The sequence below is a fragment of the Ruegeria sp. CI5 genome (genome assembly GCF_056536885.1).
In genome coordinates this window covers 229,205-250,640 of sequence record NZ_JBQFQN010000005.1, presented here as the reverse complement: position 1 = coordinate 250,640, position 21,436 = coordinate 229,205, and the positions used below count along the sequence as shown (strand labels likewise).

The following is a 21,436-nucleotide window of genomic DNA, read 5'->3' as shown; positions in this document are numbered from 1 at the left end:
CGGCTACAGTCTAGTTTTTCGGCAGTAGTATCAAGGCCAGATCAGGCACCAGTGACACCAGAATCCAGACCGAGAGCAACGCCACCAGATAAGGCACCGTATACCGCAGAAGCCGGAAATACGGCACGCCTGTAACTCCCGAGGCGACATACAGGTTCAGCCCGTATGGCGGCGTGATGAAGCCAATGGATGCTCCGACAAGGAAGATCACCGAGAAGTGGATCGGATCAATCCCGACCGAAGCTGCGATCGGCGCCAGAATCGGGGCCAGAATGATGGTCACCGGCAGGCTTTCCAGAACCATGCCCGAGAAAAACACGATCACCATCGAGGTGAACAGAACAGCATGGTAACCCCCCATCGAGGTCACGAAATTGCCGATCGTTTCCTGGGCCCCCAGCAGGGAAAGGATCTGCTGCATTACCACCGAGATGGCAATCAGAGGCGCCAGAATCCCGGTTATCTGTGCCGAACGGATGACGATTGACGGGATCTCGGGGATCGTGAAACCCTCGACCACCAGCATTTCGGCAAAGCTCTTGTCCGTTGGGGAAACATCGTCGCGGGCACCCATGATCCGGTTGATCGGATAACTCACCAGCCCGGCGATGACGCAGAAGCCAACGGTGACCCCGGCGGCCTCGGTCGGAGAGAACTTGCCGGTGTAGATGCCCCACAGCACAAGCCCGATGGCAAAAAAGCCCAGCCACGCGCCGAAGGCGGTTTTCAGAACTCGGTTCAGTTGCAGCGGGATCAGGTGACCCCAGCCGTTCATGCGGCAGATGATCCAGCAGGCAAACTGCATCCCGATCACCATCAGCGCGCCGGGCAGGATGCCGGCCACGAAAAGTTCGGAAATCGGCAGGTTCATCAGGAAACCGTAGACGATGAAGATGATCGACGGCGGGATGATGATGCCGACTGTGCCGCCTGCCGCGGCGGTGGCGGCGCTGAAGCGTTCGTCATAGCCGCCTTTGACCATCTCGGGGTGCAGCATCGATCCGATCGTGGCTGTCGTGGCCGAGTTCGACCCCGAGATCGCCGCGAACAACCCGCAGGCCCCAAGCGAAGCCATCGCCAGACCGCCGCGTATCCAGCCGAGACAGGCATAGGCGAAATCGCTGAGCCTTCGGGCGATACCCGACTTGTTGATCAGGTCTCCGGTCAGGATGAACAGGGGCATGGCCAGCAGCGCGAAGCCCTTGTTGAACACGTTCAAAAGCTCGGCGCCCATGTTGTCGAGCGTCAGGCCCAGAACAAACGAGCAGCCGATCACCCAGTAGCCGATGACCAGAAGGACCGGTACGCCCAGCATGAACAGGAATGTCACGCCGAGCGAAATCAAAGTAACCCAAGTTCCGTCTGCCATCAGTCTGCCCCGATCACGGCCTGCTTGATCAGCGGCTCGCCTGTTTTGAAGTTGCGCAGATCGTCCGCCAGGTTCTGGAACACTCGGCCGACCATAAGAAAGAATGACAAAGGTGCCGCCAGCAGGAACCACCACTGCATGATGTTGTCCGTGCCCAGAACGATCTGGAAGTTGGACGCTGACAAGGCCACCAGCCGCGACGTGGTCACGATGACTATGACCGCGAAGATGAACCATAGCACCGCGTCAAGGATCAGGCAGGCCAACTGCCCGCCACGTGGCATCGCGGTCCGGAATTCGCTGAAGCTCAGATGCGTTCTGAGGCGCACGTTGTAGGAGGCCCCAAACCACGCCATCACCATGAACAGCAAGGGTGGAATCGTTGTGGACCAGGGTTCCTGGTCATTGAAGACGAACCTGTCGATCACGCCCCAGAAGATGATCAGCGCAATGGCGAGATAGGAATACACCATCACGGATCGTTCCAGATGGCGCTCGATGAAGGGAACCTTGCGATAGATCAGCATGACCAGAAGCCCACCCAGCGCAGCGACGACGGCGCCGACAACCCACGCTGCGTCGGACTCCAACGCTGATTGAATTTCAAAGGAATCCTGGCTGAGAAAGGCGCTGAATATCGCGCCGATGTCTGCCCAAAATGACATGAACCCCGTCCTCCCAGTCGGTCTTCGGTTGAACCGGCCCACGCGGGGCCGGTTCAAATCAGTTTATCAGGCTTGGCCCATCCACCAACGGCGCGGCTCGACATTTTCCGGCAGGGTGTCTGCCGGGATCTCGCGCGCGATGTCGTAGATCTCCTGATAGGTGTCGATGCCGCCGGCCCACTTGTTCAGGCGCTCGCGCCATTCTGCCCAGGGTTCCGGGTTGAAGTTCGGGGCACACATTTCCTCTGCCAGCTTGATCTGGTCGTCCGGCAGGAAGGCCGCACGCACACCGTTCTCGGCAAAGATCGTGTTGGGCAGCTGCGGATCCGAGAAGCCGACCGTGTTCAGCAGCGCGGCTTCGTTTGCACCCTGGATCAGTGCCTGCGTGAAGTAGGACGATTCCATGACCGCATCCTGCAGCTCGCCGCCCAGGCTGTCGAAGACCTTGGCCGACATCGACGTGTGTTCGGTACCGCAGAAGAACTTGAGGTTGACCGACTGGGAAACGACCGGTGCCATGTTCGCGTAGGCCACCGCCGATGCCCAGGTTTCGGCCCCATCGATCAGACCGGTCTTCAGCGCATCCAGCGTTTCTTCCCAAGCCACCGGAACCGGGTTCAGGTTCAGCAGCTGCATCGCGATCCGACCCAGCTGAGTGCCGGTCACGCGGTTCTTGGTGCCAAACAGCTCTTCCAGTTTGGTGACGGTGGGCTTGTCCGCAAAGGTCGACCCCATCTGCAGCCCGCGCAATTCGCAGTGGGTGAACAGGAACTTCAACCCGTGGCGCTTCTCGAGCGGTTCGCGCAGGATCCGCTGGCTGGCGGGGCTGTAGAAGAAATGATACTGCGCCGCGCGGCTCGGGAACATGTAGGCATAGTCCAACACGTTCAGATAGGGTGCGCCACCGGCCGAGTTCTGGGTCGAGGCCGCGTAAATGTCCACGATGCCCTGCTGGGTTTTCTCGACACAGCTCAGCTGACCGCAGATCTGGTTGTCGCCGATGAACTCGATGCGAATCTCACCGTCCGTGCGTTCCTCGAGGTCGCGGGCGAACTCGATGGCGCCGGCCCGTTCGATGAGAAGGTTGCGCGTGTTGAAACCTGCCGCACCGAATTTCAGCGTATGCTTGGGCTCTTTCGAGAACCGTTTTTCATACGTGGATTCAGCCGCCTGCGCGAGATTGGCAAGGCTCATGGCCCCACCGAAACCCCCTGCTGCCAGCAGAGTGGAACTCATGCCATAGCGTCCGGCAACGCGGAAAAAGTCCCGCCGTGAAATGCCACTTAACTTTCGTCCGATCTCCATTGCTATCCTCCCGTTTCGCAATTAATGAGACGTTTTGTATCAAAAAATGCTAGCTTAATTCATGCATCTTGCATAGAGTTTTTTTAGCAACTTCGGGAGGAGCCGATCATGGAAGTGGACTATGTGATTGTCGGTGCCGGTTCTGCGGGATGTGTCATCGCCAATCGGCTTAGTGCTGATCCCCAAGCCAAAGTTGCATTGATCGAGGCGGGCGGACCAGACACCAACCCGTGGATTCACATCCCGGTCGGGTACTTCAAGACCATGCACAACCCCTCGGTCGATTGGTGCTATCGGACCGAGCCTGACCCGGGATTGAATGGGCGTTCCATTGATTGGCCGCGCGGCAAAGTGTTGGGCGGGTCGTCGTCGTTGAACGGGCTTCTCTACGTTCGCGGACAAAAAGAGGACTATGACCGCTGGCGCCAGATGGGAAATGTGGGGTGGGGCTGGGACGATGTTTTGCCCCTGTTCAAACGCAGCGAAGATCAAGAGCGTGGAGAGGATGAGTATCATGGCGTAGGTGGGCCATTGTCCGTCTCCAATATGCGCATACAGCGCCCGATCTGCGATGCTTGGGTCGCTGCGGCACAGGCCGCAGGCTATCCGTTCAATCCCGACTACAACGGCGCCAACCAGGAGGGTGTCGGGTATTTTCAGCTGACCACGCGCAACGGGCGACGTTGCAGTGCGGCCGTCGCCTATCTCAAGCCCATCCGCAACCGTCAGAATCTGATGATCGTCACGCGCGCGCTGGTGACGCGGGTTGCCATGGACGGCAAGCGCGCAACAGGCGTTGTTTACCGCGATCGGTCGGGCGAAACCAAAACGGTGAAAGCCCGGCGCGAGGTCATCCTGTCCGGGGGGGCAATCAACTCTCCGCAGATCCTGATGCTGTCAGGCATTGGTGACCCCGATCATCTGAAGGCAAACGGAATCGAACCCGTTCACGCCTTGCCGAACGTCGGCAAGGGGCTGCAGGATCACCTGCAGGCGCGTCTGGTATTCAAGTGCAACGAGCCGACCCTGAACGATGAGGTGCGAAGCCTGTTCAACCAGGCCCGCATTGCGCTGAAATACGCGTTGTTCCGGGCCGGTCCCATGACCATGGCGGCCAGTCTGGCAACCGGTTTCATGAAGACCCGTCCCGATGTTCAAACCCCGGACATCCAATTTCACGTCCAGCCCTGGTCGGCGGACAGCCCGGGTGAAGGCGTGCACCCGTTTTCGGCCTTCACGATGTCGGTCTGCCAACTCAGGCCGGAAAGCCGTGGAGAGTTGCGGTTGGATGGACCGGACCCCGCCAGCTATGTCAAAATCATCCCGAATTATCTGTCGACAGAGACCGATTGCCGAACGATCGTCGCTGGCGTCAACATCGCTCGCAATATTGCGCGCCACAATCCGTTGGCCTCAAAGATCTCCGAGGAGTTCCGACCGACGGCCGATCTGTCCTGTGACGACTATGAAGGTACGTTGGACTGGGCGCGTTCGAATTCAGTATCGATCTATCATCCGACCGGAACCTGCGCGATGGGCACGACCGACGCGGCCGTTGTCGGACCTGATTTGAAGGTAAAAGGGATCGAGGGGTTGCGCGTTGCAGATTGCTCGATCATGCCGGAAATCGTCAGCGGAAACACCAATGCACCCGCCATCATGATCGGCGAGAAAGCCAGCGATCTGATCGCGGGACGCGGCTGACACAGAGTCTGTCGGCCAGTTATTGGCTGGGTAAGGTCAGAGCGTCATTCGACGGGCAATCCGAATACCGCGATTGCTGCGCCAAGAATGCAGAACAGTGCAAACACCAACGCGCGGAAGGGCAGGTTCTGCTGAGACGCCGACCGGGCCGCGATGCCGGCCTGCAGCGCGTAATAGGCTGCAAAGGCGCGCGACGCATAGCTGATGATTTCAAAGACATTCGATGTCCAGGTCAGTATCAACCCGACGCCGACCAGAACGGTATAGGCGGTCCGTTCAGAGACGCGCCCGCCTGAAATCTCGGACAGCAATCCACCGGACCCGCTTGTATCCGCGACGGCGGCGCTGAACTGGGCCGACAGGGCCGCAATAACCAGAAGAACGGGCAGTATCGGGGCGACGACTTGCATCAGGTCAATGATTGCCGTTTCGTCCAGAACCAAGCCGCCCGGTTCGACCGAATAGGTCAACAGGCCGATATAGATCAGGTAAACTGCGCTTGCGATCAACTGGGCCCACCGCATGGAGCGAATTCGCGTTTCCGCATCATAGGCGTGGCCGAGGTAGCGCGAGGTCTCAAATCCCTGCACGGTGACGATCAGCCCGGCCAATAACATGAACGCGTGCGAGCCACGCTCGGCCGGCGGGTCAAAGACAAGTGCATCATGGCTGTATTGCTCGGCAAAATACGTGGCAAGTCCGACAAGCAGCCCGGCGATGATTGCCAGTTTCAGGCCGACTGAAATCTGCTCCAACCGTTCCAGCGCGGAAAACCCCCGGGTGCAGCCGACGAAAAGGATCAGCACAAGTACGCCAGAGGTCACAAGGCGGGCATGGAACGCGTCGTCCACTTGGGTCAGGCTCACGCCAAACGAGCCGAACAGGTTCAGGTAGTAGGCGACCGATATGAAGTAGGCAAAAGCCAGGCTTGCCGACGCGACTCTTTCGGCCCGCTCGATACCGGCGCCGCGGTCGGATCTGTGCGCCATGTCGCGGATGTTGTATCGAATTGCGCTTCCGAACCCCCAGGCCGCGGCGCAGAGGCCCAGCATGGCAAGCGGGGCCAGATCGCCAAAACTGACGTCCAGGATCGGACCAAGAACAAGGAACCCGCTGCCGATGATCGACGCCAACGGGGTGATCGAAGCTCGCCACATCCGGGAATTGGCGACACCCGGCCAAACCAGAATGGCCAAGACCACCACGACCGCGGACAGGATCAGCGTATTCTGCAACTCGGTCGTCAAGGGAAGGGTTCTGCCTCGCAGTGCTCGTCGGGACGCCGCTGGTGGGGGTTCAATCGCTGAGGGGCGATCATGGTATGTGTACCGGCATCCAAGGTCGCTCAGATTTACCAATCAGCGGTATCCCGTTCAACTCTGGCGCTTGGTTGTGCCGCGTTCCATCGCCTTTTCCCAAGCCAGATGGCGGGCGCGTCAAAAAAACCGGGTGGCTGTCAACGTCTTGTTGCATCGCTCGTGCAAGGTCTTCCGGCACGCAAATATGACGTGACGTGCCGGGGTATGAGTTGGACATTTCGCGTGTAATCCATCAGGTTCCGGGCGACACAGCTCCGGTCGCTCGGCCCTTGTATGGCCGCGTTCGGCGCGCAATATTCGCAGGTTGAACCAGATGCAGTATCACAACAAACCCTATGATCAGCTCAACATCGGGGACACGGCCGAACTGAAGCGTCTGTGCACCGAGGATGACTTTTATGCCTTCGCCGCGAATTCGGGCAATCACAACCCGCTGCACCTGGCCCATGAGGACGGGGATGGAGACGACCGGCCCGAGGCGGTGGCGCCATCGCTGTTCGTGGGCGCGCTGATCTCGGCTGTTCTGGGAAACATCCTTCCCGGGGCCGGGACGCTTTATAAGTCGCAACAGTTCGACTTCGTGGGCCGTGCCATGGCCGGGGACGAGCTTTTGGCGCGCGTGGTCGTCACCGAAAAGCGTGCCAACCGCGAGGTGGTCTTGGATACCACCGTCACCCGATGCAGGGATGACGCGGTCATCGTCAGCGGCAAGGCCGTGGTAATCGCGCCGGACCGCGCGCTGTCGTTCCGCGAAATCGAGGTTCCCGGCCTGATCGTTCAGCGGCACCGTCACTTCGACGCGTTGCTGGAGAAATCCCGGCCGCTGGATCCCATCCCGACCGCCGTCGTCGCGCCGGAGGACCCGAACTCGCTGGGCGGCGCGATCCTGGCTGCGCGGGAAACGATCATTGAGCCGATACTTGTCGGTCGCCCGGACCTGATCGGGCAGGCGGCGCAGGAACTGGGCGAAAAGCTGGATGGTTTCGAGATTGTCGCCGCGGAAGAGCACAGCGAAGCCGCCCGCATCGCCGTCGACCTTGTGGTCGAAGGCCGGGCCGGGGCGCTGATGAAGGGGCATCTGCACACCGATGATCTGCTGAGGGCCGCATTGCGGAAGGATCAGGGATTGCGCGCGGGCCGGCGCTTTACCCATGTTTTCGTCATGGACGTGCCCGGGCAACCGCACCCGCTGCTGGTGACCGACGCCGCGATCAATATCGAGCCCGATCTGCAAACCAAGATCGACATCACCCAGAACGCGATTGATCTGGCGATCTCGATCGGGATGGAAACGCCCAAGGTCGGCGTACTGTCGGCGGTCGAGACGGTGAACCCGGCCATTCGGTCCTCGATCGACGCGGCGTTGCTGTCCAAAATGGCTGAACGGGGCCAGATCAAAGGAGGCTTGGTCGACGGTCCGCTGGCCATGGACAATGCGGTCAGCATGGCCGCAGCACGGATCAAGGGGATTGTCTCGCCAGTGGCCGGACAGGCCGACATACTTGTGGTTCCGAACCTGGATGCGGGCAACATGCTGGCCAAACAGCTGACATATATCGCCAACGCCGAAGCGGCAGGGGTGGTTCTGGGCGCGAAGGTGCCGATCATCCTGAACAGCCGCGCGGACGACGACAAGGCGCGTTTGGCATCCTGCGCCGTGGCTGCCCTGCACGCCGCCCGCATTGCCGGGGGGCGGTCATGAGCCATGTCATCACGCTGAACGCAGGCTCGTCGTCTCTGAAGTTCGGGCTGTTTTCGTTGCCATCCGATGACCCGGTTGCAATCTGCACCGGAATCGTGGACCGCATCAGCGCCGCTGGCGCGACCATTCGCGCCAAAACGTCGGATGGCCGCACGTTGGGCGGTGATGTGGCAGACGGGATTGCCGATCATAACGAGGCCCTGAACCATGTTCTGGACCTGATCGTCCAGCAATTTCCCGCGGCCAATATTGCAGCCGTCGGCCACCGCATCGTTCACGGTGGTCCTGACCACGATCAACCGATCTTGCTGACACCTGAAAGCCTTGCAGCGCTTGACGAACTCTCGCCGTTCGCGCCGTTGCACCAGCCCTACAACCTCAGCGGCGTTCGTGCCTCGGTCGAGCGGTTCCCCGATGCGGTGCAGGTTGCCTGTTTCGACACCGCCTTTCATCGCAGTCACCCTTGGGTCAACGATACGTTTGCCTTGCCGACCGAGTATTATGACAAGGGCGTTCGCCGTTATGGGTTTCACGGCCTCAGCTACGAATACATCTCGGGCCATCTGGCCAAGACCGCGCCGCTGCTGCATGGCGGCCGGGTCATCGTGGCGCATCTGGGCAACGGCGCGTCGATGTGCGGTATGATCCACGGCCGCTCGGTCGGGTCCAGCATGGGGTTCTCGGCCATAGACGGTCTGCCTATGGGAACCCGATGCGGCCAGTTGGATCCCGGTGTCGTCCTCTACCTCATGGACCAGAAGGGCATGAGCGTGGATGAGATCACCGAACTTCTGTATCGCAAATCCGGTCTGCTGGGTCTGTCCGGTCTGTCCAGCGACATGCGCACGCTGGAAAAGTCCGACAGCGGCAGCGCGCGCCGGGCAATCAGCTACTTCAATTTCCGTGCACGGCGTGAACTCGGTGCCCTTGCGGCTGTGCTGGGCGGGCTGGATGCGGTGGTGTTCACGGGTGGGATCGGCGAGAATTCTGCGCTGGTGCGCGAAAGGATTTGCGTCAATATGGGGTGGTTGGGGATTGAACTGGACCATGATGCCAATACGGACCACGCCCGGATTATCTCGACACCGCTGTCCCGGGTTCAGGTCATGGTCATCCCCACCAACGAGGAACTGGTGATCGCCCGTGCGGCTGCTCGCTTCGTCTATCCGCACATGTACGAGACGCTATTGGACAAAGCGAGCCCAGCCTCGCCGCCCCCGGCCGATGGTTCGGGGCCTGAGTGATCAGGCGCTGGACGTCAGCGAGGGGTCTTCGGCGAATTTTTCGCAAAAACTGTCTCTCTACGGGAAACCCCCAATTTCGGGCAGAGGTGGGCTGGGCTATTGTCTGATTAACCAAGGTCAAACTTGGCCTACCACTTTCCCCGAAGAGGGGCTGGCTACCTACCCCCTCAGCCGGCCCCTCAAAAACCCCCAAAAAAGTTGAATCCCTTGACAGCCAAAGCCTCAGAGCCCGGTACCAGATAAGCCCGTGATGCGCATTGCCAGGTCAGGGAGGCGCGCAAAGTCGTCGAAGCTGGCCAAATGGGGAAGTTCCGAGACCGGCGACTTTCGATACCCTTCCGAATACAGAATAAATGGGACTTGGGCACGTTGGGCGGTTTCTGCGTCCACTTCGCTGTCGCCCACAAAGACCCGCGCGTCGTTTGTGCCCAGTGCCTCGAACGTGGCGGTCAGGTGGGCGGGGTCGGGTTTGCGGGATTTCACTGTATCTCCGCCGATCACCACGTCGAAGAACTGCGCCAGATCCAGAACCTCAAGGATATGCTGCGCGGGCGCTTCCGGTTTGTTGGTGCAGACCCCTAGCGCGATACTTGCAGCCCGCAGTCGTCGCAGAGCGTCTTTGACACCTGGATAAGGCCTGGTGATCGCACTTGATGCCTGGCTGTAATGGTTCAGCGTGACCTGTGTCAGTTCGGAATGGCGCTCAATGCTCAGTCCGCAGTGGAGGATCACGCGCTCAACCAGTTTTGGCAGACCATTGCCGACGAATCCCCGGATCGTTTCTTCGGGCAGGGGCGCATAGCCCTGATCGGCCAGCATCCGGTTCGCTGCTGCCGCAATGTCGGCCAGGCTGTCCACCAGCGTGCCATCCAGATCAAACACGATTGCCGCCGTCATCTCCGCTCCCGTCTCTAAGTGCCGAGACCCGGCCTAACGGGCCTGCCGCAAGGGCGCAATGGTTCGGTGTGCGAATAGCAGGAAACCGGCACTTGACATACCTTAGTATTTTTATCAGATTAAGCATGAAGACACGCAGCCAACCCGGTTCCGGGCCAGCCAGATCCATGAAAGTTGAACGGAAAAGGCGCTTTGCCTGAACACAACCGGAGATGACCCGATGAACGCGCAGAACCCGAATCCGACCCAAGCCTATGCCGTTTCGATGCTGCCGGCCCACAAGGCCGAGGACCTGACGCAGGGCGGCAACCTGGCCCATATCGAACTGGGCGACCAGCTGTATACCCTGCGCATCACCCGCGCGGGTAAATTGATCCTGACAAAATGAGCGGCGCATCGACCCGGGGCGGCGCCCCGGTCGGACGGCTGGCCGATCTGACCCCGATCGAGGCTGGCGCCGTCATGTACCTGCGGATGTGGAGTGACGGGGCCGCCGGCCGTGCCGACGCCGCACATGACTTCGACATCGCGCTGGGCGCCGATCATGGGCAGCTGGCCATGCTGGCGCTGGATCGTCTGTGCAGCCTGTGCGCCCATCACGCCCGCCGCCCCTTGATCCGGCACGGGCTGGGCTGCGCCTGTCTGGGCGCGGACGAAAGCTGTTTCGCGCAGATGATCGCTGCGGCCTCGGAAGGGGCGCGCGAGGATGCGATGATGCTGGCCGCCTTGATCGTACGCCCCGATTTCGCGCCCGCGCTGGCGTCACTGTCCGAAGAGTTCGGGCTGGCCCTGCGGCGCATGACCTCCGCCGTTCCACTGCCGACCACCGGCCATCAGACCCCCTCGGCCGTGCTGCACTGACAGCGCGGTTCAGTGCCCTGGCCGAATTCGGCCGGGGCGTTTCTCAGCAGCAGCCGCACCCGTCATGGTGATGGCTGTGGTCGCACACCGGGGCAGGGGCATAGTCGCCCACCTCGGCCAACACAGACCGCAGCGCCCACAGGATCATGTCCACATCTTCGGCCTCGATGGTCAAAGGCGGGCGGATCTTCAGGATGTTGTCCTTCGGCCCCTCGCTGCCGATCAGGATGCGGTGGTCGCGCATCCGATTCTTGACGTACCGGCAAATCTCGGTGCCTTCCGAGCCGTCAGGGTTGATCAGCTCGACCCCCAGAAACAGGCCCATGCCCCGCACGTCGCCCACGCAGGCGAACTCGACTTCGATCGCGCGCAGACCATCCATTAGCCGTGCGCCCATCACGCGGGCATTCTCCTGCAGGCCCTCGTCATCGACGATGTCCAGTACCTCTTTGCCGATCCGGCAGGACAGGGTCGAGCCGCCGAAGGTCGAGAAGAACTCGATCCCGTTGTCGAAACTGTCGGCGATCTCGCGCGTGGTGACCAGCACGCCCAGGGGGTGGCCGTTGCCGATGGGTTTGCCCAGAACCACGATATCGGGCGACGCGCCCTGATGTTCGAAGCCGAAGTAGTACTCGCCCAGCCGGCCCAGGCCCGTCTGCACTTCGTCGGCGATGCAGACGCCGCCGGCGGCGCGGATCTTTTCGTAAACCGCTGGCAGATAGCCTTTGGGCGGGATGATCTGACCCCCGACCGAGGGGAAGGTCTCGGCGATGAAACCGGCCACCCCGTGTCCCTTGCGCTGCAGGGCTGCAATCGCGTCGTCGACCAGGTCGGCATATTTCTGCGACCGGTCGGGGTCGTCACGTTTGAACCGGCCGCGATAATCGTCGGCCACCTCGACCAGTTCCACCCAATCGGCCTGGCCCACGCCGCCGGGCTTGTTGAATTTGTAGGCGGAAATGGCGACCGCCGCATTGGTGTTGCCATGATAGCCGTGATCGGGCGTCACCATGCCCTTGGCCCCGCTATGCGCCCGCGCCAGGCGCAGGGCCAGTTCGTTGGCCTCGGTGCCCGAGTTGACGAAGAAGCACACCTGCAGGTGATCGGGCATCTTCGACAGCAGCTTGTCGGCAAACTCTACCTGCGCCGGATGCAGATAGCGGGTGTTCGAATTCATCCGCTTCAACTGATCCGCCGCCACGGCCTGAATGCGCGGATGTGCGTGCCCCACATGCGGCACGTTGTTGTAGGCATCCAGATAGGGCCGCCCCCATTCGTCGAACAGGTGATGTTTCCAGCCGCGCACCAGCATCACCGGGTCGTCATAGGTCAGGCTCAGGTTGCCGCCGAAATGCGCCCGCCGTTTGTTCAGGATCTCGGCCTTGTCGGTGGGGCGATAGAAGACCTTCTCGTCCGGCAGGTTCAGCAGGGCCGCCGGGTTCGGGCAGACCGCGTGCCACAGGTCCAGCTCGTTCGGGTCGGCGACGCCTGGCCAGTCGGCTTGCATGCCGGTCGTGGTCAGGGCCAGCTGGAAATGCACATGCGGCGCCCAGCCGCCGTTCTGGCCAGCATCGCCCAGCCGGGCGAACGCCGCCCCCTGCGCCACCGGATCGCCGGGTTTCAGCCGGTCACAGACCTCGGGGTCCAGATGCCCGTACAGCGTATAGAACGCGTCACCCTCGGGGGTTTCGTGATGCAGGATCACCACGCCGCCATAGTCCAGATGGTTCGCCCGGTTCTCGACCGCCTCGACCCGCCCGCTCAGCGGCGCCAGCAAAGGCGTCCCCGCCGGCGCGAACACATCCACAGCCAGATGCACCGTGCGCCTGTCCGACGCCCTCCACGGACCCTTGCGGAACGTCGGCTCGGCATAGATCAGGCGCGGTTCGTTGTAATAGCCCAGCCACAACCCGTCGCCGAATTCCGCGCCCACCCGCGCGGCCTCGTCCAGCGGCATGTGAAACGGGTTCTGCGGCCAGGTCGAGTTTTCGACCGACAGCGAACCCATCGGAACGTCCGACAGATCCTGTCCCAACAGCTGCGCAAACTGACCACGATGTTCGGACAAATACGCGTGAATGCGCTCGGCTCCGTCGGTGACGGGCAGCCCACAGACCGCCCGCAGCCGCGCCGGCATCATCTCGCCATTGACCGAACCATCCTCAAGAAACCGCCAGGCCGGAGCCTGGCTGATGGTCACATACGGGTCGTCCGGGTTTTCTGCGGCCATCAGCGTGGAATTGACGACCGACACGGCCAGCCGCATCCGCAGCAGAGGCCAGATCAAATCCACTTCCTGCGGGCGCAGCCGGTTTGCGGCGTGATAGCCCCGCACCAGCGCGGCCAGCGCCCGCTCGGGGTGTGGGTGATCCAGCACCACGTATGCCCCCGCAATTGCCAGTTCGCACACCCGCGGCGCGGTGCACATGTCGCCCAGGTCGATCAGGCCCGAAACCTGCCTGCGCTCGGACAGTTCTCCTTCCACCAGGATGTTGTAGTCATTCACGTCATTGTGGATGGCCTGCCGGGGCAGCTCGGCCAGCCTGCCCGAGACGGCATCGAACTGCGCACAGATCTCGCGCAGAAGGGCCGCGCGATCGGGGTCGGCAACCGCATCCAGCTTGTCAGCGATCCAGCCGGCCCGGGTCAGGTCCCATTTGAAATCCGGCCGCTCCAGGCCGGGATGCGAAAACCGCTCCAGCGCCCGATCGGTCGCCCCCAATACCCGGCCCAGTTTCAGGATCAGGTCCTCGGACTTCGGCGCCGCCTTGGCATAGCACCGGCCCGGCAGCCGCTCCAACAGCCACGCCAGCCGTGGCCGTCCCGCGTCGTCGTCGATCTGCGGCAGCAAACCGCCGTCCACACCGGGGATGACCTTGGGAAACGGCAGCCCTGGGGCCTCGTCTGCGATATGCTCCAACGCCTTGATCTGCAGATCCACCAGCTGCGGGTCACACCCGGTCCGCATGACCTTCAGAACGTAGTCCTGCCCATTGGTGGCCTGCACCAGGAAATTCAGGTCATACTCGCCATCCAGCCGCGAGAGCCGGGCGTCCAGCCCCCAGACCTGCCGCAGCGCGGCCGCCCAAAATTCACTGACATCATTCATTCGAACTTCCGCCCCGCGCGCGCCGGAGCCCTTTTCATCTGGTCAAAAATATCCTCGGGGGGTGAATCGCGCCTTGGCGCGATGGGGGGCAGACAGCCCCCCGTTTACCCCAATGCCCGCAGGCGTTTGATCAGTGACGAGGTGTCCCAGCGGGCGCCGCCCATCTTCTGCACATCCTTGTAGAACTGATCGACCAGCGCGGTCACCGGCAGCGATGCCCCGGTCTCGTCCGCCGTGTCCAGGCAGATACCCAGGTCCTTGCGCATCCAGTCCACAGCAAAGCCGTGGTCGAAATGGTCGTCCAACATGGTCTCGTACCGGTTCGACATCTGCCAGCTTCCAGCGGCACCCTGGCTGATCACCTCGACCACCGCGCGCCCGTCCAGCCCGGCCTTCTCGGCAAAATGCAGCGCTTCGCTCAGGCCCTGCACCAGCCCTGCGATGGCGATCTGGTTGCACATCTTGGTCATCTGGCCCGCGCCGCTGTCTCCGATGCGGCGGCAGATCTTTGCATAGACCTGCATCACCGGCTCGGCCCGGTCATAGGCGGCCTGATCGCCGCCGCACATGATCGACAGAACCCCGTTCTCGGCCCCGGCCTGGCCGCCCGAGATCGGCGCATCGACAAAAGAGATCCCGCGCGCCTTGGCCGCCGTGTACAGTTCGCGCGTGACCTTGGCCGAAACGGTGGTGTGGTCAACGAAAACTGACCCTTCTGCCATGCCTTTGAAGGCGCCGTCCTCGCCGGTGCAGACCATGCGCAGATCGTCGTCGTTGCCGACGCAGGCCATCACGAACTCGGCCCCTTCGGCGGCACCGCGCGGCGTGGTTGCCATCTGGCCACCATGCTGCGACACCCATTTCTCGGCCTTGGAGGCGGTCCGGTTGTAGACGGTCACCTCATGCCCGGCCGCCTGCAGATGCCCGGCCATCGGATAGCCCATGACGCCCAGGCCAAGGAATGCAACTTTCGCCATTTTCGAGATCCTCCCTGTGACCGGTCCGGGACATGAAACGCCCACTGGCCGGAATGCTTGCCAGAGACAAAGCAAAGCCGCGCCGAAAGGGCAACCCCACACCGGGAGACGTGCCGCAAATAATGGCCGTGCGTCACGCGCCGCTGATATTGCGCTCCATCAGGCGTTGGTACAGGCGTGGGGCCAGCCGGTTCAGCCACCAGGCCAGCCGCGCCACCCGGCCCACCGGGATGACGGGTCGCCCGCGATCCATCCCTTGCAGGATCACGCGGGCGGCCGCCTCGGGGGTCATCTCGTCCATGCCGTCGCTGGCCGATCCGGGGCGTGCGGTGCCATCCGGCTGTCGCTCGGCCCGGCCCGGGTTAGTCGCCACGAATGAGGGCGCCGCGATATGCACCCGCACGCCATGCGGCCGTTCTTCGGATCGCAGCGATTTGAAGAAACCTTCCAGCGCGTGTTTCGAGGCCGCATAAGCCGTGCGGTGATACAGAGGCGCAAACCCCGCCACCGACGAGATCGCCAGATGCGCACCGCGCGACTGGCGCAGCGCGGGCAGAAAGGCGCGGGCCATCGAGACGGCCGCGAAATAGTTGATTTCGAACACCTTGCGGTGGCTGGCGTCGTCGGACTGATCGAACCCGCAGATCTGGGTGATCCCGGCGTTGTAGATGACCAGATCGATGCTGTCGCAATGCGCAAGCGTATCGTTCACGGCGCGCGCCAGTTGCGCCGGATCGGTCAGATCGCAGGCAATCGCCATCTGCGTAGCGGTGTCCTGCACCCCATCCACCTTCAGATCCAGCAGGACCACGCGCCATCCACGCTCTTGCAGCGCGGCCGAGAGCGCCTGACCCAGCCCGCCGGCCCCGCCCGAGATCACTGCGGTTTTCATAGGCCCACACTCCTTTTCCAAAGGTCGAACACCTCGGCGCTGGCCTTCTGCGGGATATAGCCGAACACGGTTTTCAGCGCGGTATTGTCAAGAACCGGTCGGTATTGCAGGAACCGCACCTGTTCGGGCCCGTAGCGCGACAGGCGCAAGGGTCGGGCCACGGCCAGCGCCGCCTTGAGCGCCCAGGCCGGCAGGCGCAGCACGGGTTTGTCCAACGCGCGGGCCAGATCGTCGACGCTCAGCGCGCCGTCTCCGGCGACGTTGTACACCCCGGGCGGCCCGTCGGTGACCGCGCGTTTCAGGATGTGGGCCAGATCGCGGGTCCAGATGAACACGAAGGGGCTGTCGCTGCCCGCCACCGCCAGCAGGCGGGGCTTGCGGAACAGGGCGGTGATCTGGTTGTCGGTGCCGTCGCCCAGCACCGTGCCCACCCGAAGCACCACCTGTTCCAGCTGCGGCGCGGCCGTTCGGGCCTCGGCCAGCAATTCCTCGACCTGCCGCTTGTGGTCGGAATAGGGAAACTCGGGGTTGCCGCGCACCGGATCGGTTTCGCGCAGCGGCACCGGGTTGTCCGCGTGATAGCCATAGGCCGCTCCCGACGAGGTGACGACCAGCCGCCGCACGCCATGGGCCAGCGCGGCATCGACCACCTTGCGCGTGCCGCCCACATCCACCGCGTGGGCCTCGGCCCGCGACATCCCCGGCGGCGGCGTGACGATCGAGGCCAGATGCACGATCACCTCGGGCTTCACCTTGGCGATCACCCGGGCGGGGTCGCCCGTGGTGACATCCATGCGCAGAAACGGAACCTCGTCCGGCAGCGTCGCGGGGCGGCGCAGGTCGGTGGCAAACACCTGATGGTCGCTCAGCTCGTCCAGCAGGGCGCGGCCCACCAGCCCTGCGGCGCCGGTGATCAGAATGCGGGTCATCGGGCAGCCTCGGTCCGGGCCATCAACTGCGCCAGAGCCAGCCCCGAGATGGCATGCCAGATCCCCCAGAAGGCGGCCACCACGGCCATGCCGCCCAAGCCGTTGAAAAAGGCGAAGATCAGCACCAGTCCAAGGCCCGAATTCTGGATGCCGGTCTCGATCGTGATTGCACGCCGGTCAAAGGGGGACAGCCGGGTCAGAGTGGCCACAACCCAACCGCCCCCCAGTGCCAGGGCGTTGTGAAGGATCACAAGCCCGGCGACCGCCCCGGCGTAGCCTAGGAAGAAACTCCAGTTGGCCGCCAGGGCGAGCACGATGAAAGCCACGAAAATGGCCATGGACAGGATCTGCAGCGGCCCGCGCAGCCGCGCCGTCAGGGCGGGGCGCTTCTGGTTCAGGGTCACCCCCAGAACCAGCGGCAGGATCAGCATCAGCCCGACGATGATGGCGATTTGCACCGGGTCGATCTGGGTCTGCTGCAGAATGGCGCGGGTCGGCGGATACAGCCCGCCCCACAGCGCGATGTTGAACGGGGTCATCACGATGGCCCCGATGGTGGCGAAGGCGGTCATCGACACCGAAAGCGCCGCGTTTCCGCCCGCCCGATGGGTGATGAAATTCGAGATGTTGCCCCCCGGGCAGGCCGCGACCAGGATCAGCCCCAAGGCGATCGACGGGCGCGGCTCGGTCAGCCAGACCAGCAGGAAGGTCAGCGCCGGCAACACCAGGAATTGCGAGGCCAGTCCCACTACCACCGGCTTGGGCGCGCGCCGCAGCCGGTCGAAGTCGCGTGGTGACAGGTCGATGGCGATCGAGAACATCACGATCGCCAGAATCGCGTTCAGCAGGGTCAGCGAGCCGGGGCTGAAATTCAGCGTGATCTCGTCGATGCCGGTCATGCGCGGGCTTTCCGGAACCGCGCGATCCAATCCGTCACCGCCTTGCGATAGGTCGCCTTGTCCACGTAATAGGCCATGCGGGGCAGGTTCAGGTACTGCATGCCTCCGGTGGCGCGCTGATAGTCTTTTTGTTTTTCCGCCTTCAGCGCCGCGGCCACGGGGCAGCCGGACTGAAGACCCTTGATATAGCGCGCCACCATTTCGGCCTGCTCGTGGCGTCCTTGCCAGCCCAGCCCGGTGGCCTCGATCATGCCCAGCACGAACAGATCGTCGCGTTCGGGATGCATGGCGTTCAGGTACAGATGCGGCGCATCGCCCTGCCAGTTCAGCAGGTTGGGGTCGATGAACGGGTAATGCAGCTTGTAGCCGGTCGCGGCCAGAATCATGTCATAGTCGCTGGCGCTGCCGTCCTTGAAGTGAACGGTGCGGCCCTCGATCCGGTCGATGTCGGGGCGAATGCGCAGGTCGCCGTGGCCCGCGTGGTACAGGACCAGCGAATTCACCACCGGGTGGCTTTCGTACAGTTTGTAGTCGGGCTTGGGAAAGCCGTATTTCTGCGGGTCGCCCACGAACCAGCGCAGGATCATTCCGTCGATCCGGCGCTTTAGCCACATCGGCAGGCGGATCATCCCGCCCAGCGTGTCGGCGGGTTTGCCAAAGACGTATTTCGGCACGAAATAGTATCCGCGCCGCATCGACAGGTCGCACTGCGCGGCGTGATGGATGGCGTCGACCGCAATGTCACACCCGGAATTGCCCGCGCCCACGACCAGCACCCGCTTGCCGTCGAACTGGCTGGGATAGCGGTACTGCGAGGCGTGGATCAGCTCGCCGTCGAACCGGCCGGGAAAATCGGGCATGTTAGGTTCCGACAGGGTGCCGTTCGCGATCAGCACCCCGGCAAACTCACCGCTATGCGTGCCCTGATCGTCCCGCCAGGTCAGCCGCCAACCATCGCCCGGCGCGCCCAAGGGCGATGCGTCGATCACTTCGGTGTTGAACCCGTAGTGATCGCGCAGCCCGAAATGATCGGCAAAGGCCCGGAAATAGTCGCGCATCTGCCGGTGCGACGGGTATTCGGCCACGTCGTCGCCCATCGGGAAATCGGCAAATTCGGTCATCGACTTAGATGAGATCAGATGCGCGGATTCGTACATGGTCGACCGCGGCGCATCGATATCCCACAGCCCGCCCACATCGGAATGCAGCTCGAATCCCTGGAACGGGATGCCCTGTTCCTTCAGCACCTTGGCCGCCGCCAGCCCCATCGGACCGGCACCGATCAAGGCATAAGCCTTGCGCGCCTGTGTCATGAACCCTCCCCTGCTCGTGGCGCTTAACTTGAACGATCGTCCAAAATAAGGCAAGATGAAAAACATGAGCGCGAAATACATTGAAAAACAAAGGCAAAGGGCGCCGTCGGCCCGGTCGCTTGAAACCAAGGCGCGGATTCTGGACGCGGCCGAGGCGCTGTTTGCCGAGCGGGGATTCGAGGGCGCCTCGATCCGCGACATCGCCGCGCGCGCCGGGGTTCAGGTGGGGCTGGTTCACCACCATGGCGGCGGCAAGGAAGAACTGTTCTTCCAGACCGTCGCGCGCCGTGCCGACGCACTTGCCCGGATCCGGATGCAGGCGCTGGGGGATCGGCGCGCGCAGGGCCCGCTGACCCTGCGGGGCATTCTGGACTGTTTCATCCGCCCCTATGTCAGCCTTGCCGAAACCGGCGGTCCGGGTTGGATGGCCTACGGGCGGCTGGTGGCGCATGTGTCGGTCGATCCGCGCTGGCGCCACATCGCGGCCGAGTGTTTCGACCCCACCGCACAGTTCTTCATCCGCGAAATCGCCGCACTGTATCCGCAGGCCGACCCGGCGCTGTTGGCCACGGGCCAAGTCTATTCGGTTTCGGCGATGCTGGCGCATCTCAACAGCGCCTGGCGGGTGCAGGCGCTGTCACAGGGGGGCGATCTGTCCGGGATCGACCAACTGGTCGAATTCTGCGCCGCGGGGATCGAGGCAATGGTACATTCGGGCCGTGCTCGGCCCTGACCCGGCTCAGTCGATGGCGCGGGGGTTCCCGAGACGCGCAGGGATTCAAAATCTCGGCCCTCAACTGTCAGTTTGTCGGCAGCTTGGGTGAAGACTCGGGCTTTGGTTGCGCCTTGGATTCTGTGTAGGGGGCAAATCCGGGATAGACGGCCTGCATCCCGTCGATGGCCTGCGCGCGGAACTGGGTCTGGAACGGGACGGGCTCGGCGGCGCGCACGGCCTCGGGCGAGAGGTAGAAGCCGACGGTCACGACCGAGACGGCGAAGACCGATCCGGCGGTCAGGGTGGCAAGTGTGTTGGTAATCGCGCGTAGCATGGCATTGATACTCCTGTTGCTGACGGGTTCGGGGTCTTGGGGTTGGCTCAGGCTTTCCGGGCCAGGGCCTGCCTCAGTTGTTCGTTCTCGGCCTGCAGCTGGGCTAATTGGCGGCCAAGCTCGTTCAGATGCGGGCGCAACTCGGCCTCGGTGAAGCGAGGGGTGATGTGGTGCGGGCAGTTCCAGTCCAACGCCGCGACACGGATGATCGCCGCACGTTCGGCCTCGGCCGCGTCAGGGAAAAGGTCGCGCGCGGCCTCGGCCCCTTCGCGAAAGTCCACGCGGCCCAGAATCTTGAGCCTGCGCTGGTTGGCGTAATCCATCAGGATCAGCGCGATCCGGTCATTGCCGTCCAGATTCCCGCGCGAGATATACTGCTTGTTGCCCGGGAAATCGGCATAGCCGATGGTCCGGTCGTCCAGCACCTTCAGAAACCCCGCCGGCCCGCCGCGATACTGGACATAGGGCCATCCGGACTCGGACACGGTGGATTGATAGAACCCGTCTCGCGCCTCGATGAAGGCTTGCTCGGCGGGGCCGATCAGGTGGCCCTGCTGCGGGCCGCCGTCGATGAACTTTGCATAGGATGTGGCGGAGCCCATCCGCTCTTGATGCGAGCGGACGGCGGGGGTGAAGGTCAGTTCGGAAAAGGCGTGTGGCATGGGGTGACTCCTTTCACAGGTTCAGGTCGGACAGGCCGGGATGGTCGGCGGGCCGCGGCCCCAGGGGCCAGTGAAACAGGCGCTGGGCGTCGCTGATCGGCAGATCGTTCAAGGACGTATGTCGCTGGGCCATCCGGCCATCGGCGGCGAACTCCCAGTTCTCGTTGCCGTAGGAGCGGAACCACTGCCCGCTGTCGTCGTGCCATTCATAGGCATAGCGCACCGCGATGCGGTTCCCGTCACAGGCCCACAGCTCCTTGATCAGGCGATAGTCCAGCTCGGTGCGCCATTTGCGGGTCAGAAAGGCGTGGATCTCGGCGTGGCCGGTCAGGAACTCGGACCGGTTCCGCCACTGGCTGTCCTCGGTATAGGCCGGGGTCACGATGTCGGGGTCGCGGCTGTTCCAGGCGTCTTCGGCCTTGCGGACCTTTTCGATGGCAGTCTGTGTCGTGAACGGGGGCAGAGGAGGGCGCGGCATGATGGGGGGCTTTCAGGCGAGGGTGGCGGCCAGAAGGGCCACAGTCAGAAGGAACGGAACAT

20 protein-coding genes are annotated in these 21,436 nt (G+C 62.9%); 6 read left to right on the top strand and 14 right to left on the bottom strand.

The window, feature by feature from the left end; translation table 11 throughout:
- Positions 1-10: 10 nt before the first annotated feature.
- From ACR0BA_RS15945 to ACR0BA_RS15935, 3 genes are all read right to left on the bottom strand, one after another.
- Complete coding sequence (locus ACR0BA_RS15945; RefSeq protein WP_093962896.1) at positions 11-1,369, bottom strand: TRAP transporter large permease; 1,359 nt, start codon at positions 1,367-1,369, stop codon at positions 11-13.
- Positions 1,369-2,034: a TRAP transporter small permease gene (locus ACR0BA_RS15940; protein ID WP_170357982.1), complete on the bottom strand. Its 666-nt coding sequence runs from the start codon at positions 2,032-2,034 to the stop codon at positions 1,369-1,371. Before ACR0BA_RS15940 ends, ACR0BA_RS15945 begins: the two co-directional genes overlap by 1 nt.
- A 66-nt stretch (positions 2,035-2,100) precedes the next feature.
- Positions 2,101-3,339, bottom strand: a complete 1,239-nt coding sequence (locus ACR0BA_RS15935; protein WP_093962894.1) for a TRAP transporter substrate-binding protein — start codon at positions 3,337-3,339, stop codon at positions 2,101-2,103.
- A 108-nt stretch (positions 3,340-3,447) separates the two neighbouring features.
- On the opposite strand from ACR0BA_RS15935, the gene ACR0BA_RS15930 reads away from it, so the two are divergent.
- Entirely contained in the window at positions 3,448-5,043 is a 1,596-nt protein-coding gene (locus ACR0BA_RS15930) for a GMC family oxidoreductase (protein WP_480728893.1), read from the top strand.
- A gap of 44 nt (positions 5,044-5,087) precedes the next feature.
- Here the strand turns inward: ACR0BA_RS15930 and ACR0BA_RS15925 are convergent, their stop codons facing one another.
- Positions 5,088-6,290 carry an APC family permease gene (locus ACR0BA_RS15925; RefSeq protein WP_480728891.1) on the bottom strand — a complete coding sequence of 401 codons (1,203 nt, stop codon included), beginning with the start codon at positions 6,288-6,290 and terminating at the stop codon, positions 5,088-5,090.
- Between the two features lie 385 nt (positions 6,291-6,675).
- Here ACR0BA_RS15925 and ACR0BA_RS15920 point away from each other — a divergent pair, with 385 nt between their 5' ends.
- Both ACR0BA_RS15920 and ACR0BA_RS15915 read left to right on the top strand, forming a co-directional pair.
- On the top strand, positions 6,676-8,064 hold the full coding sequence (locus ACR0BA_RS15920; protein ID WP_170366745.1) for a bifunctional enoyl-CoA hydratase/phosphate acetyltransferase: 1,389 nt from the start codon (positions 6,676-6,678) through the stop codon (positions 8,062-8,064).
- Entirely contained in the window at positions 8,061-9,308 is a 1,248-nt protein-coding gene (locus tag ACR0BA_RS15915) for an acetate/propionate family kinase (protein WP_170337422.1), read from the top strand. The genes ACR0BA_RS15920 and ACR0BA_RS15915 overlap by 4 nt, the downstream gene beginning before the upstream one ends.
- Positions 9,309-9,530: 222 nt before the next feature.
- Here the strand turns inward: ACR0BA_RS15915 and gph are convergent, their stop codons facing one another.
- Entirely contained in the window at positions 9,531-10,205 is a 675-nt protein-coding gene (gene gph / locus ACR0BA_RS15910; protein WP_480728889.1) for a phosphoglycolate phosphatase, read from the bottom strand.
- Positions 10,206-10,425: 220 nt separating this feature from the next.
- Between gph and hemP the strand changes: the two genes are divergently transcribed.
- Together hemP and ACR0BA_RS15900 are read left to right on the top strand one after the other, a co-directional pair.
- The gene (hemP, locus tag ACR0BA_RS15905) at positions 10,426-10,593 is read left to right on the top strand and encodes a hemin uptake protein HemP (RefSeq protein ID WP_005978533.1); all 168 of its coding nucleotides are present in this window, start codon (positions 10,426-10,428) and stop codon (positions 10,591-10,593) included.
- A complete protein-coding gene (locus ACR0BA_RS15900) occupies positions 10,590-11,066 on the top strand; it encodes a hypothetical protein (RefSeq protein ID WP_170337651.1) in 477 nt (158 codons plus the stop codon). Before hemP ends, ACR0BA_RS15900 begins: the two co-directional genes overlap by 4 nt.
- Before the next feature lie 43 nt (positions 11,067-11,109).
- Here ACR0BA_RS15900 and ACR0BA_RS15895 read toward each other — a convergent pair whose 3' ends face one another.
- The 6 genes from ACR0BA_RS15895 to ACR0BA_RS15870 form a co-directional block, all read right to left on the bottom strand.
- Entirely contained in the window at positions 11,110-14,175 is a 3,066-nt protein-coding gene (locus ACR0BA_RS15895; protein ID WP_480728887.1) for an aminotransferase class III-fold pyridoxal phosphate-dependent enzyme, read from the bottom strand.
- Positions 14,176-14,279: 104 nt separating this feature from the next.
- Positions 14,280-15,152 carry an NAD(P)-dependent oxidoreductase gene (locus ACR0BA_RS15890; RefSeq protein WP_480728886.1) on the bottom strand — a complete coding sequence of 291 codons (873 nt, stop codon included), beginning with the start codon at positions 15,150-15,152 and terminating at the stop codon, positions 14,280-14,282.
- A 133-nt stretch (positions 15,153-15,285) separates the two neighbouring features.
- On the bottom strand, positions 15,286-16,044 hold the full coding sequence (locus tag ACR0BA_RS15885; RefSeq protein WP_480728884.1) for an SDR family NAD(P)-dependent oxidoreductase: 759 nt from the start codon (positions 16,042-16,044) through the stop codon (positions 15,286-15,288).
- Positions 16,041-16,973 carry an SDR family oxidoreductase gene (locus ACR0BA_RS15880; protein ID WP_480728882.1) on the bottom strand — a complete coding sequence of 311 codons (933 nt, stop codon included), beginning with the start codon at positions 16,971-16,973 and terminating at the stop codon, positions 16,041-16,043. The genes ACR0BA_RS15885 and ACR0BA_RS15880 overlap by 4 nt, the downstream gene beginning before the upstream one ends.
- Positions 16,970-17,872, bottom strand: a complete 903-nt coding sequence (locus ACR0BA_RS15875) for a bile acid:sodium symporter family protein (protein WP_170443686.1) — start codon at positions 17,870-17,872, stop codon at positions 16,970-16,972. Before ACR0BA_RS15875 ends, ACR0BA_RS15880 begins: the two co-directional genes overlap by 4 nt.
- On the bottom strand, positions 17,869-19,185 hold the full coding sequence (locus tag ACR0BA_RS15870; protein ID WP_480728880.1) for a flavin-containing monooxygenase: 1,317 nt from the start codon (positions 19,183-19,185) through the stop codon (positions 17,869-17,871). Before ACR0BA_RS15870 ends, ACR0BA_RS15875 begins: the two co-directional genes overlap by 4 nt.
- 64 nt (positions 19,186-19,249) lie before the next feature.
- Here ACR0BA_RS15870 and ACR0BA_RS15865 point away from each other — a divergent pair, with 64 nt between their 5' ends.
- Positions 19,250-19,918 carry a TetR/AcrR family transcriptional regulator gene (locus ACR0BA_RS15865; protein WP_480728878.1) on the top strand — a complete coding sequence of 223 codons (669 nt, stop codon included), beginning with the start codon at positions 19,250-19,252 and terminating at the stop codon, positions 19,916-19,918.
- A 67-nt stretch (positions 19,919-19,985) separates the two neighbouring features.
- Here ACR0BA_RS15865 and ACR0BA_RS15860 read toward each other — a convergent pair whose 3' ends face one another.
- Genes ACR0BA_RS15860 through ACR0BA_RS15850 form a run of 3 tightly spaced genes read right to left on the bottom strand, consistent with a single transcriptional unit; the run spans position 19,986 to position 21,374 of the window.
- A complete protein-coding gene (locus ACR0BA_RS15860) occupies positions 19,986-20,234 on the bottom strand; it encodes a hypothetical protein (RefSeq protein ID WP_480728876.1) in 249 nt (82 codons plus the stop codon).
- Positions 20,235-20,281: 47 nt separating this feature from the next.
- Positions 20,282-20,896, bottom strand: a complete 615-nt coding sequence (locus ACR0BA_RS15855; protein WP_480728874.1) for a pyridoxamine 5'-phosphate oxidase family protein — start codon at positions 20,894-20,896, stop codon at positions 20,282-20,284.
- 13 nt (positions 20,897-20,909) lie between these two features.
- Entirely contained in the window at positions 20,910-21,374 is a 465-nt protein-coding gene (locus ACR0BA_RS15850; RefSeq protein ID WP_480728872.1) for a nuclear transport factor 2 family protein, read from the bottom strand.
- Positions 21,375-21,436: the final 62 nt, after the last annotated feature.

Excerpts from the sequence above, each read along its gene's own strand:
- ACR0BA_RS15930 (WP_480728893.1), top strand. The coding sequence starts at position 3,448 with ATGGAAGTGGACTATGTGATTGTCGGTGCCGGTTCTGCGGGATGTGTC.
- ACR0BA_RS15945 (WP_093962896.1), bottom strand. The coding sequence starts at position 1,369 with ATGGCAGACGGAACTTGGGTTACTTTGATTTCGCTCGGCGTGACATTC.
- ACR0BA_RS15885 (WP_480728884.1), bottom strand. The coding sequence starts at position 16,044 with ATGAAAACCGCAGTGATCTCGGGCGGGGCCGGCGGGCTGGGTCAGGCG.
- ACR0BA_RS15855 (WP_480728874.1), bottom strand. The coding sequence starts at position 20,896 with ATGCCACACGCCTTTTCCGAACTGACCTTCACCCCCGCCGTCCGCTCG.
- ACR0BA_RS15870 (WP_480728880.1), bottom strand. The coding sequence starts at position 19,185 with ATGACACAGGCGCGCAAGGCTTATGCCTTGATCGGTGCCGGTCCGATG.
- ACR0BA_RS15895 (WP_480728887.1), bottom strand. The coding sequence starts at position 14,175 with ATGAATGATGTCAGTGAATTTTGGGCGGCCGCGCTGCGGCAGGTCTGG.
- ACR0BA_RS15920 (WP_170366745.1), top strand. The coding sequence starts at position 6,676 with ATGCAGTATCACAACAAACCCTATGATCAGCTCAACATCGGGGACACG.
- ACR0BA_RS15915 (WP_170337422.1), top strand. The coding sequence starts at position 8,061 with ATGAGCCATGTCATCACGCTGAACGCAGGCTCGTCGTCTCTGAAGTTC.
- ACR0BA_RS15875 (WP_170443686.1), bottom strand. The coding sequence starts at position 17,872 with ATGACCGGCATCGACGAGATCACGCTGAATTTCAGCCCCGGCTCGCTG.
- ACR0BA_RS15935 (WP_093962894.1), bottom strand. The coding sequence starts at position 3,339 with ATGGAGATCGGACGAAAGTTAAGTGGCATTTCACGGCGGGACTTTTTC.
- ACR0BA_RS15900 (WP_170337651.1), top strand. The coding sequence starts at position 10,590 with ATGAGCGGCGCATCGACCCGGGGCGGCGCCCCGGTCGGACGGCTGGCC.
- ACR0BA_RS15860 (WP_480728876.1), bottom strand. The coding sequence starts at position 20,234 with ATGCTACGCGCGATTACCAACACACTTGCCACCCTGACCGCCGGATCG.
- ACR0BA_RS15850 (WP_480728872.1), bottom strand. The coding sequence starts at position 21,374 with ATGCCGCGCCCTCCTCTGCCCCCGTTCACGACACAGACTGCCATCGAA.
- gph (WP_480728889.1), bottom strand. The coding sequence starts at position 10,205 with ATGACGGCGGCAATCGTGTTTGATCTGGATGGCACGCTGGTGGACAGC.
- ACR0BA_RS15890 (WP_480728886.1), bottom strand. The coding sequence starts at position 15,152 with ATGGCGAAAGTTGCATTCCTTGGCCTGGGCGTCATGGGCTATCCGATG.
- ACR0BA_RS15880 (WP_480728882.1), bottom strand. The coding sequence starts at position 16,973 with ATGACCCGCATTCTGATCACCGGCGCCGCAGGGCTGGTGGGCCGCGCC.
- ACR0BA_RS15865 (WP_480728878.1), top strand. The coding sequence starts at position 19,250 with ATGAGCGCGAAATACATTGAAAAACAAAGGCAAAGGGCGCCGTCGGCC.
- ACR0BA_RS15940 (WP_170357982.1), bottom strand. The coding sequence starts at position 2,034 with ATGTCATTTTGGGCAGACATCGGCGCGATATTCAGCGCCTTTCTCAGC.
- hemP (WP_005978533.1), top strand. The coding sequence starts at position 10,426 with ATGAACGCGCAGAACCCGAATCCGACCCAAGCCTATGCCGTTTCGATG.